The sequence below is a fragment of the Anaerosacchariphilus polymeriproducens genome, assembly GCF_003363435.1.
In the GTDB taxonomy this organism is placed as follows: Bacteria; Bacillota; Clostridia; order Lachnospirales; family Lachnospiraceae; genus Anaerosacchariphilus; species Anaerosacchariphilus polymeriproducens.
The window spans coordinates 147,391-164,337 of sequence record NZ_QRCT01000012.1; the positions used below are offsets into that span (position 1 = coordinate 147,391).

18 protein-coding genes are annotated in these 16,947 nt (G+C 34.4%); 16 read left to right on the forward strand and 2 right to left on the reverse strand.

Annotation, left to right across the window (positions count from 1 at the left end; all coding sequences use genetic code 11):
• The first annotated feature begins 8 nt into the window (after positions 1 to 8).
• From hemA to DWV06_RS03605, 14 genes are all read left to right on the forward strand, one after another.
• Positions 9 to 1,241, forward strand: coding sequence for a glutamyl-tRNA reductase (gene hemA / locus DWV06_RS03540; protein ID WP_115480781.1), 1,233 nt, complete (start codon positions 9 to 11; stop codon positions 1,239 to 1,241).
• On the forward strand, positions 1,228 to 1,695 hold the full coding sequence (locus DWV06_RS03545) for a precorrin-2 dehydrogenase/sirohydrochlorin ferrochelatase family protein (protein WP_115480782.1): 468 nt from the start codon (positions 1,228 to 1,230) through the stop codon (positions 1,693 to 1,695). Before hemA ends, DWV06_RS03545 begins: the two co-directional genes overlap by 14 nt.
• Positions 1,696 to 1,703: 8 nt before the next feature.
• Positions 1,704 to 2,597 (forward strand): hydroxymethylbilane synthase, encoded by an 894-nt coding sequence (gene hemC, locus DWV06_RS03550; protein ID WP_115480783.1) that lies wholly within the window; start codon positions 1,704 to 1,706, stop codon positions 2,595 to 2,597.
• Positions 2,584 to 4,131 carry a uroporphyrinogen-III C-methyltransferase gene (cobA, locus tag DWV06_RS03555; protein ID WP_115480784.1) on the forward strand — a complete coding sequence of 516 codons (1,548 nt, stop codon included), beginning with the start codon at positions 2,584 to 2,586 and terminating at the stop codon, positions 4,129 to 4,131. The genes hemC and cobA overlap by 14 nt, the downstream gene beginning before the upstream one ends.
• Positions 4,109 to 5,092 carry a porphobilinogen synthase gene (hemB, locus tag DWV06_RS03560; protein WP_115480785.1) on the forward strand — a complete coding sequence of 328 codons (984 nt, stop codon included), beginning with the start codon at positions 4,109 to 4,111 and terminating at the stop codon, positions 5,090 to 5,092. Before cobA ends, hemB begins: the two co-directional genes overlap by 23 nt.
• A complete protein-coding gene (gene hemL / locus DWV06_RS03565; protein WP_115480786.1) occupies positions 5,092 to 6,363 on the forward strand; it encodes a glutamate-1-semialdehyde 2,1-aminomutase in 1,272 nt (423 codons plus the stop codon). Before hemB ends, hemL begins: the two co-directional genes overlap by 1 nt.
• Before the next feature lie 365 nt (positions 6,364 to 6,728).
• Positions 6,729 to 7,802 carry an Ig-like domain-containing protein gene (locus DWV06_RS03570; RefSeq protein WP_162300563.1) on the forward strand — a complete coding sequence of 358 codons (1,074 nt, stop codon included), beginning with the start codon at positions 6,729 to 6,731 and terminating at the stop codon, positions 7,800 to 7,802.
• 343 nt (positions 7,803 to 8,145) lie between these two features.
• A complete protein-coding gene (locus tag DWV06_RS03575; protein WP_115480788.1) occupies positions 8,146 to 8,811 on the forward strand; it encodes a DUF4176 domain-containing protein in 666 nt (221 codons plus the stop codon).
• Positions 8,804 to 9,109, forward strand: a complete 306-nt coding sequence (locus DWV06_RS03580) for a hypothetical protein (RefSeq protein ID WP_115480789.1) — start codon at positions 8,804 to 8,806, stop codon at positions 9,107 to 9,109. Before DWV06_RS03575 ends, DWV06_RS03580 begins: the two co-directional genes overlap by 8 nt.
• Before the next feature lie 29 nt (positions 9,110 to 9,138).
• Positions 9,139 to 9,348, forward strand: a complete 210-nt coding sequence (locus tag DWV06_RS03585; protein ID WP_115480790.1) for a hypothetical protein — start codon at positions 9,139 to 9,141, stop codon at positions 9,346 to 9,348.
• 11 nt (positions 9,349 to 9,359) lie between these two features.
• Entirely contained in the window at positions 9,360 to 9,761 is a 402-nt protein-coding gene (locus tag DWV06_RS03590; protein ID WP_115480791.1) for a hypothetical protein, read from the forward strand.
• Positions 9,762 to 9,880: 119 nt separating this feature from the next.
• Positions 9,881 to 11,095, forward strand: coding sequence for a hypothetical protein (locus DWV06_RS03595; RefSeq protein WP_115480792.1), 1,215 nt, complete (start codon positions 9,881 to 9,883; stop codon positions 11,093 to 11,095).
• A gap of 1 nt (position 11,096) precedes the next feature.
• Positions 11,097 to 11,600 carry a hypothetical protein gene (locus DWV06_RS03600; protein ID WP_115480793.1) on the forward strand — a complete coding sequence of 168 codons (504 nt, stop codon included), beginning with the start codon at positions 11,097 to 11,099 and terminating at the stop codon, positions 11,598 to 11,600.
• Positions 11,601 to 12,095: 495 nt separating this feature from the next.
• The gene (locus tag DWV06_RS03605; RefSeq protein WP_115480794.1) at positions 12,096 to 12,302 is read left to right on the forward strand and encodes a hypothetical protein; all 207 of its coding nucleotides are present in this window, start codon (positions 12,096 to 12,098) and stop codon (positions 12,300 to 12,302) included.
• A 75-nt stretch (positions 12,303 to 12,377) separates the two neighbouring features.
• Here DWV06_RS03605 and DWV06_RS03610 read toward each other — a convergent pair whose 3' ends face one another.
• A complete protein-coding gene (locus DWV06_RS03610) occupies positions 12,378 to 13,823 on the reverse strand; it encodes a methyl-accepting chemotaxis protein (protein ID WP_115480795.1) in 1,446 nt (481 codons plus the stop codon).
• Between the two features lie 212 nt (positions 13,824 to 14,035).
• Between DWV06_RS03610 and DWV06_RS03615 the strand changes: the two genes are divergently transcribed.
• Positions 14,036 to 14,350 (forward strand): PadR family transcriptional regulator, encoded by a 315-nt coding sequence (locus DWV06_RS03615; protein ID WP_115480796.1) that lies wholly within the window; start codon positions 14,036 to 14,038, stop codon positions 14,348 to 14,350.
• Positions 14,351 to 14,426: 76 nt separating this feature from the next.
• Complete coding sequence (locus DWV06_RS03620) at positions 14,427 to 15,791, forward strand: DUF2812 domain-containing protein (RefSeq protein WP_115480797.1); 1,365 nt, start codon at positions 14,427 to 14,429, stop codon at positions 15,789 to 15,791.
• Between the two features lie 39 nt (positions 15,792 to 15,830).
• On the opposite strand, the gene DWV06_RS03625 is transcribed toward DWV06_RS03620, so the two are convergent.
• On the reverse strand, positions 15,831 to 16,886 hold the full coding sequence (locus tag DWV06_RS03625; protein ID WP_115480798.1) for a GGDEF domain-containing protein: 1,056 nt from the start codon (positions 16,884 to 16,886) through the stop codon (positions 15,831 to 15,833).
• Positions 16,887 to 16,947 lie beyond the last annotated feature (61 nt).

Below are 16,947 nucleotides of genomic sequence, written 5' to 3' on the forward strand. Positions count from 1 at the left end.
GCTGGAAGATGAATATATGTATGGCAGGTATTGATCATAACCATGCCACAATAGATGTACGGGAACTATTTGCTTTTACACAGAAAAATAAGCTTACATTTTTAGCACAGTTAAATAAAATGGATGGGATACAAGGTTGTATTATATTATCGACTTGCAATCGAATGGAACTATGGGCAAGTGTAAAAGATGATTTTAAAGGTTCACTTTATGAAATACTATGTCAGGTAAAAGAGATTGCTCCCAAACAGTATAGAGGCTATTTCTGCGAGTTAAGAGGTAAAGAAGCAGTGAATCACCTATTTCATCTGGCGTGCGGGCTTAAATCCCAGATTATGGGTGAGGATCAAATCGTTACACAAGTGGGGGAAGCATTAAGTTTTGCACGAGAGAATCAATTCAGTGATAGTATTTTAGAAGTATTATTTCGAAAAGCGGTGACCGCTGGAAAAAAAGTTAAGACAGAAGTAATATTTCCAAAAGGAAATGAATCGTCCATTAACCAAGCAATTCATAAGTTGAAGAGTCAAAGGCTGGTTATCAGAAACAAAAACTGTATGGTGATTGGGAATGGGCAGATGGGAAAAATAGCAGCCCAAGCCTTTGTAGAAGCAGGAGCCAATGTATTTGTTACGATAAGACAATATCGTCATGGATGTGTGGAAATACCCAAAGATTGTATGGGAATTTCCTATAGCGATCGAGAAGAGTATCTGCCTATTTGTGATTATATCGTTAGTGCGACTACCAGTCCTCATCAGACGGTGACGAAATGTATGCTTGAAAAATATCAGCCTGGCAGGTCTCAGATATTGATTGATTTGGCAGTGCCCCGGGATATTGATATGCAAGTAGTTCAGATAGAGGGAATAACACTTATGAACATTGATGATTTCAAAACGTCAGAACAAGATGCCGCTATGAAAATAGCAGTTGATAAAGCTGAGAAAATACTTAAAGTTCAGATAGAAGAATTTTATCAATGGCTTGGGGGACATAAGGTCATGCCTAGAATTCAATATATTAAAGAGGAAGCAGTCAACGACTTGAATCTTCGTATTGAAAAATCCCTTAAAAGTTGTTCTCTAGAAGATGCAGAGAAACTGAATTTAATTCAAACGATTTCAAAAGCTGCAGATAAAGTTGTTAACAAAATGATTTTTAGTTTAAGAGATGACTTAAGAGAAGAAGAATTTATCAGTTGTATTGATAGTTGGGAGCAGCTATATGAAGAATCATAAATTTTTTCCAATGTTCGTAGATATATCTCAAAAGAGAATTTTAGTTATAGGTGCAGGTAAAATTGCAACAAGACGTATTAAAATTCTTACTGATTTTGCAAATAAAATTACAGTAGTGTCACCACATATTAGTGATGAGATTCAAAAACTAATGAAACAAGGTCTGATAAATGTAAGAAAAAGAGAATTTTGTGAAAGTGATCTTCAAGATGCAGATATCGTTTTAGCAGCTACGAATGATCGAGAATTAAATGAGAAGGTCGGGAAAAGCTGTTTGAAAAATGGTATTCCTGTTAGTGTGGCAAGTCATAAAGAACTATGCAGTTTTTATTTCCCAGGTATTATAAAAAAGGATGAGCTGGTGATTGGTATCACCGCCAGTGGGGAGGATCATAAAAAAGCTAAAAGTATCCGGGAAAAAATTAATGAGAATTTGAATCAATGGATAGAATGAGGTGTTTGATGAAAAAGGCAATTGTGATTGGAAGTCGAGAAAGTAAATTGGCTGTTATTCAAAGTCAGATGGTGATTTCCTATTTAGAAGAGAAACGACCGGATCTAGAACTTAAACTACTTACTATGAAAACCACCGGAGATAAAATATTAGATCAGACATTAGACAAGATCGGTGGAAAAGGGCTTTTTGTAAAAGAATTAGATAAAGCATTGCTAGATAAAAAAAGTGATGTTTCCGTTCACAGCCTGAAAGACATGCCAATGCAGATACCAAAGGAACTTCCCATCATTGGCTTTTCCAAAAGGGAAGATCCAAGAGATGTTTTGATTCTCCCCAAAGGCAGAAAGCAACTAGACTTTAAAGATCCAATCGGCTGTTCCAGCAGGCGCCGTATGCTGCAGTTAAAAGAACTTTTTCCAAAGGCTCAATTTCAAAGTATCCGTGGAAATGTGCTGACTCGTCTGGAGAAGCTGGATCATGGAAAATATGGAGCATTGATATTGGCTGCGGCAGGTATGAAAAGATTAGGATTAGAAGAGAGGATCAGCCGGTATTTTACGATTGAAGAAATACTTCCGGCCCCAGGACAGGGAATTCTGGCATTGCAGGGGCGAGAAGGAGAAGATTATAGTTACTTAGATGATTTTTTAGACCAAGAATCTGCTTATGCAGCAATTGCTGAAAGAGCTTTTGTAAAGGAACTTGATGGAGGCTGCTCCTCTCCTACGGCAGCGTATGCACAGGTTACTGGCGACCGGATTTTTTTGACCGGGCTTTATTATAATGAGGAAAGTAAAAAATATTATAAAGGAAGTATGGAAGATAAGGTAGAGAATGCCAAAATATTGGGAATTCGTTTGGCGGAATGTTTGGGAGGCAAGAAAGATGGGCATAGGTAAAGTATGGCTGTTGGGGGCAGGACCCGGTGATACAGGTCTATTTACAATAAAAGGAAGACAGGTATTGGAAGAAGCTGACGTAGTTATCTATGACCGTTTAGTAGGACAGGGAATCTTGGCCATGGCACCGAAAAACGCACGTTTCATTGATGCTGGGAAATGTGCAGGAAACCATACCTTACCACAGGAAAAGATAAACCGGATCTTAGTGGAAGAGGCTCGAAAGGGAAACAAAGTCGTTCGATTAAAAGGCGGGGATCCATTTCTCTTCGGAAGAGGAGGAGAAGAACTAGAATTATTAGTTAAGAATCATATTCCTTACGAAGTGGTACCCGGAGTCACTTCATCTATTGCTGTTCCGGCTTACAATGGTATTCCTGTGACACATAGGGATTTTTGTTCTTCCCTTCATATCATTACAGGACATAAAAAAGCAGGACAGACTTATCATATAGATTTTGAAGCTTTGGTACGTACAGAAGGAACGTTAGTTTTTTTAATGGGCGTTTCGTCTTTGAACGATATTTGTAAGGGATTGATTGAGGCTGGAATGAATCCAATGATGCCTGCAGCAATTTTACAAAAAGGGACAACAGCAGGACAGAGACGTATCGTAGCAACGGTCTCTACTTTATATCAAGAAATTCTGAAGCAGGGAATTCAGACACCGGCGATTATTATTGTTGGTCAGGTATGTCAACTGGCAGATGAATTCGCATGGTATGAAGCATTACCATTAGCCGGATATAAGGTATTAGTGACAAGACCAAAAGATTTGATTTCTTCTATGGCAGAAAAATTAAGGCAGAATGGGGCAGAAGTAATAGAATTGCCTTCTATCTTCACGGAACGAATTGAAAAGAACCAAAAACTTAAGAATGCATTTGAGCATATACACGAATATCAATGGTTGGTATTGACAAGTCCTACCGGTGCAAACGTGTTTTTCCAAGAATTAAAAGAGGCGGAACTCGATATAAGAAAACTACATCATTTAAAAATTGCTGTAATCGGTTCTGGAACACAGAAAGTATTAGAAGAAAAAGGTCTTTTTGCAGACTTAATTCCTGAAGTTTTTGACGGAGTATCGTTAGGGAATCAATTGGCAAAAAATTGCCAGTCGGGTGAAAAAGTAATGTTGCCTAGGGCAAGTCTGGGTGGTAAGGAATTAGTAGAAGAACTTGAAAAAGCAAACATTATCGTAGATGATATTGCTACTTATGTGACAAAGTATCAAACACAAGATTTCTATCAATCAGCTGTGAAATTTGATGAAGGAGAGATTGATTGTGTGGTATTTACCAGTGCCTCGACAGTCAGAGGATTTGTGAATTCAGTTGAGGGAATTGATTTTTCAAAAGTGAAAGCTGCCTGTATTGGAAAACAGACAAAAGCGCAGGCAGATTCTTATGGAATGGAGACCTATGTGGCGAAGGAAGCTTCTATTGACAGTCTGATCGAATTGGTAATACAATTGAAAAATATTAGAAAAGATAGTGGAGGAAGTCAGTATGGAGATGTTAAAAAGACCTAGAAGATTGAGATATAAAGAAGGTTTACGCAAAATGGTCAGAGAAACCAGAATGGACAAATCTTCTCTAATCTATCCACTTTTTGTGAAAGATGGAACGCAGATTCAAGAAGAAATTCCTTCAATGGTGGGTCAATACCGCTTTAGTGTGGATTGTCTGCCTTTTGAATTGGAACGTCTTTCAAAAGCAGGTATCAGTTCTGTAATGCTGTTTGGTATTCCAGAAGAGAAAGATGAAGCAGGGAGCCAGGCTTATCAGGAGAACGGCATCATACAAAGAGCTCTTAACGAAGCGAAAAAGCAGTTTCCCAATTTATATTACATTACGGATGTATGTCTATGTGAATATACATCAAATGGTCACTGTGGTCTGTTAAAAGGTGAAGAGGTTGATAATGATTCGACTTTAAGTTTATTAAGCAAAATAGCTCTTTCTCACGTAGAGGCTGGCGCAGATATGGTCGCACCATCTGATATGATGGATGGAAGAGTCTTGGCAATCCGCAGAACATTAGATAAATATCATTATACCAGAGTTCCAATTTTATCGTATGCAGTGAAATATGCTTCTGCATTTTATGGGCCCTTCCGTGAAGCTGCTGGTTCGGCTCCTTCTTTTGGAGACCGTAAGAGTTATCAGATGGATTATCATAACCGTCGTGAAGGGATCAAAGAAGCGCTTCTGGATGTAGAAGAGGGGGCAGATATCATTATGGTGAAACCGGCTCTTTCATATCTAGATATTATTTCAGAAGTGTCCAAAGTAACAACAATACCGATTGCAGCTTATAGTGTGAGTGGAGAATATGCAATGGTAAAAGCAGCATCCCAAATGGGATGGATGGAAGAAGATAAGATGATTTGTGAAATGGCAGTCAGTACTTTCCGCGCCGGAGCATCGGTCTATCTCACATATTTTGCTAAGGAATTGGCTCAATTTATGGACGAAGGGAGAATTGGTTAATGAAATCAGAAGAATTATTTGAGAAAGCGGTACAATTTATCCCCGGAGGTGTGAACAGTCCGGTACGTGCTTTTGGATCTGTTGGGGAGATCCCTCGTTTCATTAAAAAAGCAAAAGGTGCTTACGTCTATGATGTGGATCATAATAAATACTTAGATTACGTAGGTTCGTGGGGACCTATGATTCTAGGACATAATCGACCTGAGATCCTGGAAAGTGTAATCAAAGCCAGTGAAAGTGGTCTGAGTTTCGGAGCTGCCACAGCAAGAGAAGTAGAGATGGCGGAATTTATTTGTGAAAATATTCCTTCTATCGAGATGGTTCGCATGGTCAATTCAGGAACAGAAGCAGTAATGAGTGCCATCCGAGTGGCGAGAGGCTATACAGGAAAAGATAAAATCATCAAATTTGAAGGCTGCTATCATGGACATTGCGATGCTATGCTGGTCAAAGCAGGTTCGGGTGTCATGACGAGCGGAGTACCGGATAGTGCAGGAGTACCTGTCGGTTGTGCGCAGGACACATTGACCGGAGTTTATAATGATTTGGCGAGCGTGCAACGTTTGATGGAAGAAAATGAAGGTTCCGTGGCGGCCTTGATTCTAGAACCGGTAGGAGCCAATATGGGGTTGGTTCCTCCCAAGGAAGGTTTTCTTCAAGGGGTAAGAGCCCTTTGCGATAAGCATAACGTGATTTTGATATTTGACGAAGTGATTAGCGGATTTCGTTTAGGTTTTACCGGAGCGCAGGGATTCTATCAGGTAGTGCCTGACCTTACTACGTATGGAAAAATTATTGGTGCTGGTATGCCGGTGGGAGCTTATGGAGGGAAAAAAGAAATTATGGAAATGGTTGCTCCTTTAGGCAACGTCTATCAGGCAGGCACATTGAGTGGAAACCCAATTGCAATGGCAGCAGGGCTTACCCAGTTAAAATTACTTCACAAACGTCCTCAAATATACAAAAGATTAGAAGAGCTGGGTGAAAAACTTTTTGGTGGAATTCAGAAAATTTTACAAGAATGTGAGGTGCCTTGTACTGTTAACTTTATAGGTTCTTTAGGATGCCTTTTCTTTACAGAAGAAATAGTGGTTGATTATACAACGGCAAAAAATTCAGACACGAAGTTGTTTTCCGAATTTTTTAAATATATGCTGGGACATAAGATTTATTTAGCACCATCGCAGTTCGAAGCTATGTTTATATCTTATGCTCATTCTGAAAAAGATGTGGATAAAACATTGGATTGTATACACAAATATTTTAAGTAGGCAAGTTCCCCATCTGTTTTCTCTTTGGTTTCATGTATTAAGGGAATCTAAGTTCTGCTTCCGGATGCAAAATACGTGTCTGGAAATCCCAAACTCGAGCAAGCTCTCAAACAGGTGGGATTTCCAGACAAATGCATCCAGATGCAGAACTAAGATTCCCTAAATACATTCAAGAAGGCGAGAAACAGATGGGGAACTTGCTTTCAATGGATTTTGGTTCCGCTTATTTTCTTAGTATACTCAACAACATTTTTCACTAACGCTATGGCATTTTAATTACTATTCGTTTACATCTATTGGTAAATATTGTATACTGTGATTGTTCAAAATAGGGGAGATATAATCAGAAAGGGATTTAAATGAATATGAAAAGGATAAAGAGACTTATTATTACAACTTTTATGATTCTTGCTATAGTGGCACCCGCAGTCATGGTTTTGGAGGGAACATCCATCACTACTTATGCGAAAAGTGCAAAACTAAGCAAAAAGAAAGCCACTCTTAAAGTTGGGAATTCTATGACACTAAAACTACGAAACTGCAAACATAAAATAAAATGGACTTCATCAAACAGTAAGATTGTAAAGGTGAATGCACGTGGTAAAATATTTGCAAAAGGCGCTGGAACAGCTAAAATTAAGGCCAAAGTTGGGAAGTCTAATTATACATGCAAGGTAAAGGTAAATTTTAAAGACATTTCACTAACAACCGGTCAAAAATCCAAACTAAAAGTTAATGGCATTAATGCGAGTAAGGTAGCATGGAGTTCAAGTAACAAATCTATCGTTACAGTAAGGAATGGGAAAATTACTGCAAAAGCTGTAGGAACTTCAATTATTACTGCCAAAGTAGGAAAAAATAAGTACAAGGCCAAAATAAATGTTAGGAAAAAACAACCTGAATGGAAATCAAATTTTACTCTTGACGAAGTAGTTGATACTCCTGATGGACTTCTAATAAAGGCAACTAGCTTAAAAGCAATTAAAAATGTTATGGCCAAAGTTGATTATTATAATTCAAATGGTAAACTTGTTTCTTACAATTGTAATGATCAGGTATTTTGCGTCGCTTCAGGTGAAACTTTTTACTTGACAATTCCACATCCTATCGGTGAAAGTTATTCCAGTTGGAAAATAAATTTCATAATATATAATCTTCCGGGTGAATATAAAAGTCAAAAATCTAGTTTATCACTATTTAACCAATGGAAAAAAGATAATTATGAAGGAGTATCTGTTAGAAATAGTTCTAATAATAAAATTACTTTTGATCTCATTACAATCTATAAATATAAAGGGAAAATTGTTGGATTTTATAAAGATATAATGCGAGATATCGAAGCAAAATCGGTAAAGAGCTATGATCATTTGATTTCTACCAAAGGATCTGTGTTTGATGAAACAGAATTTGTAATTACTGATACTGCATTAAGCGATTAAACCTCGATAAGTGAAAGTGAAACATTACCCCCTTAATGAACAAAATTTTATTTATATATAAACCAAAATCCCTTCTATGCAGATGAAAAATGCGTATAGAAGGGTTTTTGTATTTTGAATTTTATATTTTAATAATCAACTTTCTTACATTTAATGTAAATTTAGCGCTGCCATAAAACAGATTTAACACAGGTTAAAATTATAAAACAAAAGAGTCTGGTACTTTAGTCCCATTGACAGAATTAGCCTATTATAGGAAAATATATATAATTGTGTAGATTAAAATCTAACCCAAATTTACAAATATTTAAAGAATTCTAAGGTTAATGAGGAGGATTATAAAGTGACGAAGGAACAACAGATGACATTATTGATTCAAGTGTTAGATAAAAAAGAGTATTTACCTGGAAAAATGAAGACAGGGCTTTATCATGTAGGAAATCGTTATTGGGGAAAAACTGATTATCTTTATCGTATGTATAAAGCTTTGCTTCAGCAGAAGCCAGAGTTTAGAGAGAATAATGAATTTATCTCATATGAGACAAGAGAGGATGGTTTATACTTTATTTGTGAAGAAGAGGAATTGCCAATTACCAGAAGAAAGTTAAAAAATCTACTTATCAGTTATATAGATGTGTGCGAAAAAATATTACCATTGGGAACGTTAGTTGAGTTGAAGTCTGAATTTATGAAAGAAGCAGCACCACAAGGAAGTGATAATTTAAAAATTATCATAACACATCGTTTCCTAGATTATACAGATTCTACCTATTTTCATTATGCAGGAGTACCATATCCGACAGGAATGCTGGGGAGTCAAAATGTGATTCATTTGAGTTCTGCATTGATTCAAAGTGTTATCCAGGAAGGATTTGCAGATGAGATGGAGGAGACCTATGTCCATCTTATGAAAGAGGAATTTTTGGTAGACAGGGACATGCATTCTGTAGGATTTGCAACGGAAGAAGAAAAGAATGAGTTAAGAGAAAGGATGGAATCAAATGAGTGAGACAAAGAATACTAGATTAGATGTGACGGCGATGAATGAAGCAATCACACAATTAAGTCAGGCGTTAGAGGAGTTCAAAGGATATGATAAGAGTTATTTGAGAGAAATGGGAGAGGAACTTGATAGTTTCCAATCTGATTTTGCATCAAAAGCACAGGATTTATTAAAAAGTATGGAAGATACAGTTGCACCAAAGATGCTAGATAAAATGACGAAGTTTCGGGACGGATTGAAAGTAGTCAGAGATTTATTGGTAAATGTTGATGACGCATCAGCAAAAGCGATGACAAAGCAGTAAATGAGGATTAAGAAAGAAGGGGCGAAAAAATGGGATTATATACAAAAGCGTATGCGGAAAGAATTGTGGAAGATTGTAAAAGTAATATAACTTCAGTAAAACAGAATATAAGGAAGAATTTCAATGATATGGACTTCGAAAATGCGGTTCAAAAAGATCAAGTCGAATCCTATATAGCTAGTATGGAAGCGGAATGTAATAACCTGATAGCAAAATTGGAAGGTTATAGTTTTGAATAAGGGGAGAAGTCATGAAAAGAGACTTGAAGTTATATTTTGGAAAAACAGAGGCTATCGCATCGGATTTAAATGAATACTTAAGAGCAGTTACTACGATGGAAAAAGCATTAAGTAACGTTTGTAAGAAGTTAAAAAACTGTGAAGGTAAGTCTATTGATGCGATATTGAATACCCAAGAGGATTTAGAAAAAGATATTAATAAGTGTAAAAGTGAAATTAAAGATCTCTATGAGTTATTTCAAGGTTATAACACGGACATGCAGAATATTATGTGGCCAAAGAACAAGGAAAACATGATGCGAGTAGACCGTAATGACATTTGGTGGAACAAATATCAGATTAGCCAGCAAGTAGAAGTCATACATAATTTAAAAATTTCAATGCGAATTCCCAAGGGTATGCCTATGGTGTAAATGAACTGACAGGGAATGAAGATGATGAGGATATCAAAAAACAGCAAAGAAACGGTGCTAAAATAGATCAGATTTTTGATATTGTAGTACCTGCCAGTTACAATGTCTTGAAACAATACATGAATAACCTCGACAGTTTCCATGAAAATAAAGTAATTCCTTTTGAAAATATGGATGATACCTATGCAGCAAAAGCGGGAAAACTATTAAAGACATATGAAGGAAATTTGGAGTGGTTTGTTAGAATTGTAGGGAAAGTCATGAAGGCAAGGGCTGATTTTGAAAATGGCGTAAGGAAGGCTCTTTGGGATTTGTTAGAAGGTCTAGTGACTCTTGGAGCAGGCTTGATTGTATTTAATGCATCGGTCAACGTTTTAGCAGTCTGCAAGTTGTTAGATATGGATCCGCCTAAGTGGGCGTCTCACGCATACGAAAAAGGAATAGAATCAGCAAAAATGTTTGTCAGTCTCGAATGGATTCCGGCCATGGGTCAACAGATCATGGATTCTATCGAAGAAGATGGGATATTCTATGCAGCAGGTTATACAGTCGGTTCCATAATAGGTGCAAAAGGTCTGGATAAACTGGGAAAAGCTGCTAAAGTAGCTGCGAGGGGTACCAAAACTGCTTCCATTTTAGAAACCGCTACCTGTGCAGATGACTTACTGAATGCAGGGCTAAATACAGTGGATGATTTATTAAATGCAGGCGTGAAGTCGCTTGATGATTTGGTTAAAGTTGGAGTCAAATCGCTTGATGATTTGGCCAAAATCGGAATTAAATCTATTGATGATTTAGTAAAGATTGGTGTGAATTCTGCAGATGACCTTGTAAAGATAGGAGTCACTTCGGTGGAACAACTGAAGAAACTGGGAATAAATTCCATGGATGATTTAGCGAAGCTTGGTATTACATCAAATAAGGATTTGGCTAAGGTTGGTGTGAAGTCGGCGGAGGATTTTGTTAAGGGTGGCAGTAAGGCTAATATTGGTAATAAATTAGACTATTTATTTGGAAAAGCAAGGGGGAATAAGCATAATATTGAAAGAGCTAAAGCAATGAAGAAGGAATTGAGTAAAATAGGGATTCATGATACATCTTCTGGGAGAGAATATGTATCAAATCATTTGAAGAGTTTATTAAATGATTCTACTAATATTAGTAAAGTAGAAACTAGAAGTTATGTAGCAAAGGAACTGCCAGGTAAACCCGTTGTACAATATAATGCCACCACTAGGGAAAGTCTTCTAATGGGTCCAGGCGGAGCAGTTATGGTTGAGTCTGTTTGGGATGGAAACAGATTATTGACTGTTATAGTAAAAGGAGGGCATTAATATGACAGAGATAGATATTCAAGTTTTTAGAGTTAGTAGTTTGGAAGAATTAGAAGAAACAGTTGATAAAGTTAATATATTTAAGTATGATGATGTACAGAACGAATTTAATGTTCTTACTATAGGTAAAGAAAAAAAAATTGGGATAACTTATTATAATTATGGAATAGATCCAGAAATTGTATGCGATAAGGATAATAAGGTTATATATGTTGGATTTGGGAAAAATCTTATGGTTATAAATACATCTGATGGTAAAGTATTGTCAGATGATAACTTGCAATCAATATTTTATGAATTCTTAACAGATTCAAAAGGAGAAAGAATATATATAATATGTGAATTGGATGTATATTGTTATAATTTAAATGCGGTACTTTGGAATATTGGCTTTAAAGATATTATTAATGATTATAGTATAGTGGATGATAAAAGAATTTATATTTCATGTGATGATGGTACAGATATATATCTTTCATTAGATAATGGTAGTGTGTTAGAATAATTACTTTATTAATTGAATGATAGAATAAATATTGAAGAAATATGCATATTACTTATAACGGGATGACTTGGCCAAATATTACATCAATATGAAATGCTATTTTCGTTCAAGATACAGCAAAAGAATTTATTAATACAGCCAGAAAAATATTTTATAATAAGATGGAAGGGATTGTGTTGTACTTAATTTTGATAGAGGACATTTTGGATGTTATATATCTAATGGTGATGATGCAATTTCAGTAGAATGAAATCAACATTGGGACGATAATATTAATCTGACTGAGTTTTGGTCAGATATTGATCAACAATTAAAGCTGAGAATACCTGATAAATTTATAGAAGCTAATGGTTGGAAATAGAAAATTAATTTAAATCAAAATTGTCTGTGAAAGCCGTCTTGTTGAATATAAAAATATAAGTTAGTAATTTTATTATTTAAGCAGTTTATTTAGCTATCTAATTCGATATTATTGAAAGCTTTAGGAGGTTTAAAATGAAGCGATATTTAATTATAGGAGTACTGTTACTGATTTGTGGATTAGGATTTATTTACTATTCAAAATTTATACAAAATATAGAGTTACCATGGCATGGAAGGACTATTTTGCCAGAGGGAGCATATATTATTGTAACTATTACTATGTTTTTACGTTATTTTCAAACAAGAAAAAAAGCCATTCAAACAAAATATAATCATTAATAATAAATATAATGTAAATTTCAATAAAGTACACCCCAAACGTTAGACAAAGTTTCTAACATCTGGGGTGTTTTCCTACTTACAAATTTCTTGTGCTGTATTTAACATGCAGTCTAAAGAGTCAGCAATTTCTTTTGATTTAGTGATTCCGTCTTCTTGAAGTTTGACAACGGATGTAGCTTGTGCGGCTACTTCTTCGCTCATAGAAGAAAGAGTACAGATATGTTCTGCAATTCCGGTGTTAGATTGAATCAATTCTTCACATTTTTTATTTAAGACAAATACACTTTGTCCAGTATCTTCCAAGTCTTCTGCCATAGTATGAAAACTCTCACTGGCAGTATGAACATATTCCATTTCTTGTTTCATGAGATCTACGGTGTCGAGGACAGACTTTGTAGAACTTGAGATGGAAGAGATAAATTCATTTAGTAATTCTTCAATTTTAATCGTCGAATTACGAGTTTCATCAGAAAGTCCTCGTATTTCGTCTGCAACCACTGCAAATCCGCGGCCTGCATCACCGGCGCGGGCAGCTTCAATAGAAGCATTTAAAGAAAGAAGATTTGTTTGAGAAGATATACTTTCAATGGTGCCGGTTATTCCGCGGATATTTTGAACGTGGTTTTCTAGCGTTTTGATTTCATTGACAACGACGTTGTTTTGATTTTCTATTGTTTTTGTATACGTTGTTAGCGAATCCATAACCTCCCGCCCTTTTTTAGAGACATCAACAGAATGATTTACCTTTTTTTCAATATCGATTACAATGTTTTTTAAATCTTCTACAATAATATTGATTTCATTCGTAAGATGTGTCTGCGTTTGAATACTGTTGGCAGTATCCGTTGTGCTGGCAGATATTTCAGCCACAGCAATATGAGAATCTTTCATTTTACTACTAAGCTCCTGCGATAACTTATTAGCATTTTCAATTAATTTTTCTAGTTCGAAAGATGCACCGCTCAAAAATTTTATTCTATTCTCCTGGGTAGATTCTTGTGTTCTAATTGTTTTACTATCTTCCATAGTATATCGTTTTTGCTGAAGATTTATAGTAATCCATGTTACGATATAAATAATAAAAAAGAGTACGCCAATTATAGAATTTCTCCATTCCATAGTACCAATGAAACCTCGGACAATACAAACAAGACTGCAGGACAGCCCTGTAATGCCGGTTAAGATAAGAGTATATGTAAGGTCATGATATAGAACAATTATGGAGGCAGCTATAAATGTAAAAGCAAAAGCCATTAAATTATTGGTAAAGATTAACCAAATAAGATAACCTATGCCAAAAATTGCACCAAAAGCATAGCGAATTAAAATAGTTTCAGGATTCTTCATGTTTAAGTATCCTAAAACAGCACCTAAAAGAATACTGCTTATAACAGATGCGTATACAGGCAAAATATTACCACCTGATTTCCAGTCTAAAATGGTCATTAAAATTAAACATAAATTCATACCAAAAATAATAACTGATAAAAGCTTATTTGTTTGTATTGTCCGACTCATAGGAAGGCCCTCCTCGTTGTTGATTGTAAAATTGTATAAATATAGAATATTATCTCATAAAATGTAGATATGGTCAATTTTGTAAGTAAAAATAAAAAGTAAATTATATATTGCAAATCTTACTTCTTAAAAGCACTATACCTTGACAAAGTTTTTTTTATTATTTATAATATCGATATTCGATAAGGTGTTTTATAGAAAGAAGGAATTATATGGCCAGAGAGAAGTTTCAAACTTTAACGGAACAGATGTTTTATATATTGATCGCATTATTAGATGAGTGTTGTGGTGTTGATATTATGGAAAAAGTCGAAAGGATAACAAATGGCAGAGTTTCAGTAGGTCCCGGAACCCTATATAGTCTTCTTAATAGTTTTGAAAAGGAAGGGATGATAGAAGAAACAATGGTTAATGGGAGAAAAAGAAGCTATAAAATTACTGTCTCTGGAAGAGAATTATTAGAATCAGAATTTCAGAGGTTAAAACTTTTAATAGCAGATTATCAAGAAATAAATAATAGGAAGTAAATCGGGTAATTCGGTATCTGCTTTACGTTTTGGTATAAAAATACGAAAAGGTAGTAATACAAGAGAGGGATGTCATATGAATAGGGAGTTACAAATCAGATTTTATAATTGTCAGTTAAATGAATTAGACAGTTTGAAGGAATATTTAGAAAAGAAAGCGGCACAAGGCTGGATGTTGGAAAAGCGGAAAGGCTCAATCTGCTATTTTAGAAAATGCAAGCCCAAGAAAGTCAAATTTTCAGTAGAAATATTTGATAAGGCCTCTGAATTTATGGTTGATTATAATGCAACGAACGAAGAATATATTGAATACTGCAAAGCGGCGGGGTGGAATTTTGTTAGTGCAGAAGGAAAGGTGCAAATTTTTTACACAGAGGATAAATCTGCAATTCCGATAGAAACGGATCCCCAACAGAAATTTGAAACGGTACATAAGAGTATTTTCAAACAATACATTAAGAATTGGTTTATTGGGATTATTTTAGGGCTATTGTATTTAATTAAGTTAAGTGATGGAATTGTAGAGATATTCTCCAGCTATATGTCGTTTTCAATAATTTTACTTGGGATAAGTATGGTGATTTTGAATACATTTCAGGTAATTATATATTATCGATGGTTTCATAAAATAAAAGAGAAAATTAAAAATGGAGAAGAGTTTTATTACTATAAAAATCTTGGGAGTTTAGTTAGTAAAATTATGGTTGCTTGTATTGGGACAGCTTGGTTCGTGGGAGTGTTGGTTGTAAGCTATTTATCAGGCGATAAGGTTTTAATGTTTATATTACTAATTTTCGTATCTGTTCCGATATTTTTGTTTGGCTCAAGTATTTTAAGTGTTTTAACCCAAAAAAATGGTATTATGAAAGAAATGAAACAAACGATCTATTATAAAGTAATTATTATAATTACGTTTGCTGTAACAGGGGGTATCATAATATTTTTTATAGCTGTAGAATTCTTTGGCTTGGGAAATAAGAATATAAAAAATACAAAGTATATTGATACTGATGGAACAATTTCTTGGGAAGCTAAACATAATGATTCTTTAATATTTACGTTAGAAGATATGGGAATAAAACTTCAAGGAGAATATAATAAAAATGCGGAAAAAGGCGATAGTTTTATCATAAGTAAAGAGAATTATTATGAGGAGCCATTGGGTGAAGATACAGAAAAGGATTATCTTGCTTATACTATTTATCGAGTAAAGAATAAATGGCTGTATGACAAGGTAGTGAAAGAAGTGACAAAAGACAACGAATTTGATTTTAATAAATTAGAGATGATTCATATACAGGGATATAAGGTGTATCATACAGAAGATGCGATGCATTATCATTCATACTTGTTACTTATGGATAATTTGGTTCTAGATTTACAGACGAATTTAAAGTTAAATGAGAAACAGTTACAAATCGTTATAAACAAATTAGATTAAATTTATAAAAAGCTAATGGCTTACATAGTCACTAGCTTTTTATTTTACAACTACTTGATTCTTTCCTGAATATTTTCCGATATATAAGCAATCATCCGCTTTTTTGATTAGAGAATCAATGGATAGGTAGGGACTATAAGTAGCTAATCCGCAGGTAACCGTTATGTGAAAGGACTTTTTTTCATAAAAAAAAGTAGTGGCATTTATTTTTTCACGTAATTTACGAATCATTTCAATACAACTTTTTTCCATATTCGTATATGTTTGAAGGATTAAAAATTCTTCACCGCCCCAACGGCTTACGATTAATTCTTCCGAGGACATTTCTTTTAAAATGGAAGCAACTTTTTTTAAAACAAAATCTCCCCCATTGTGACCGTATGTATCATTTATTAATTTAAAATTGTCAATATCTAAAATTGTGATACAAAACTTTTTACTGCTTTTTTGAGCGTTTAAATAAGCAGTATTTAGTAGGTTCTTTATTTTATGACGATTATATATTTGTGTTAGTTCGTCATAACTGGCTATTTTTTGTAACAAATTTTCTGATTTAGAAACTACATTGTTAAAGTTAATTAGATATAGGATAAAAAAAACAAAAACAATGATAGAATTAATTATGTAAATTACAAGTTTTGTAGATTCTTGTGTATTATATATAGGAAAGTAATAAAAGGAGTAAAATCGAATTATTAAAAAAGCGATTATAGTTAATATACTAGGTAACAGTGGATAAATTTTTGGTTTTGATTGCTGTCTTAATAAATAGTTAGAATAGTAGATATTCGGTATTATGAAAAAGGAATATAATTGGAAACCATAACCCCAGCCCATTATAATAGATGCAAGTAGCATGTGAATCAAAATTTCAATATAAACCATGCGTAAAAAAATAATATACCACTTTTTTCTTATAACATAAAAAGCAATTGTATAAATCGTAATGCTGACAATATTAACATAAGCCATGATAGATGCTTTTAAATACATAAACAGAAGAAATAGTAAAATATGAATGATCAAAAGTGTAAGATTAATATTTTTAGCGTTAGAATAACTCAATTCTTTCTTATATTGCAAATCGTTTTCCATTGATATCCTCCTAATAATAAATCAATAGAATTATTTTATCCCTTTTTTATTATATTGTCTA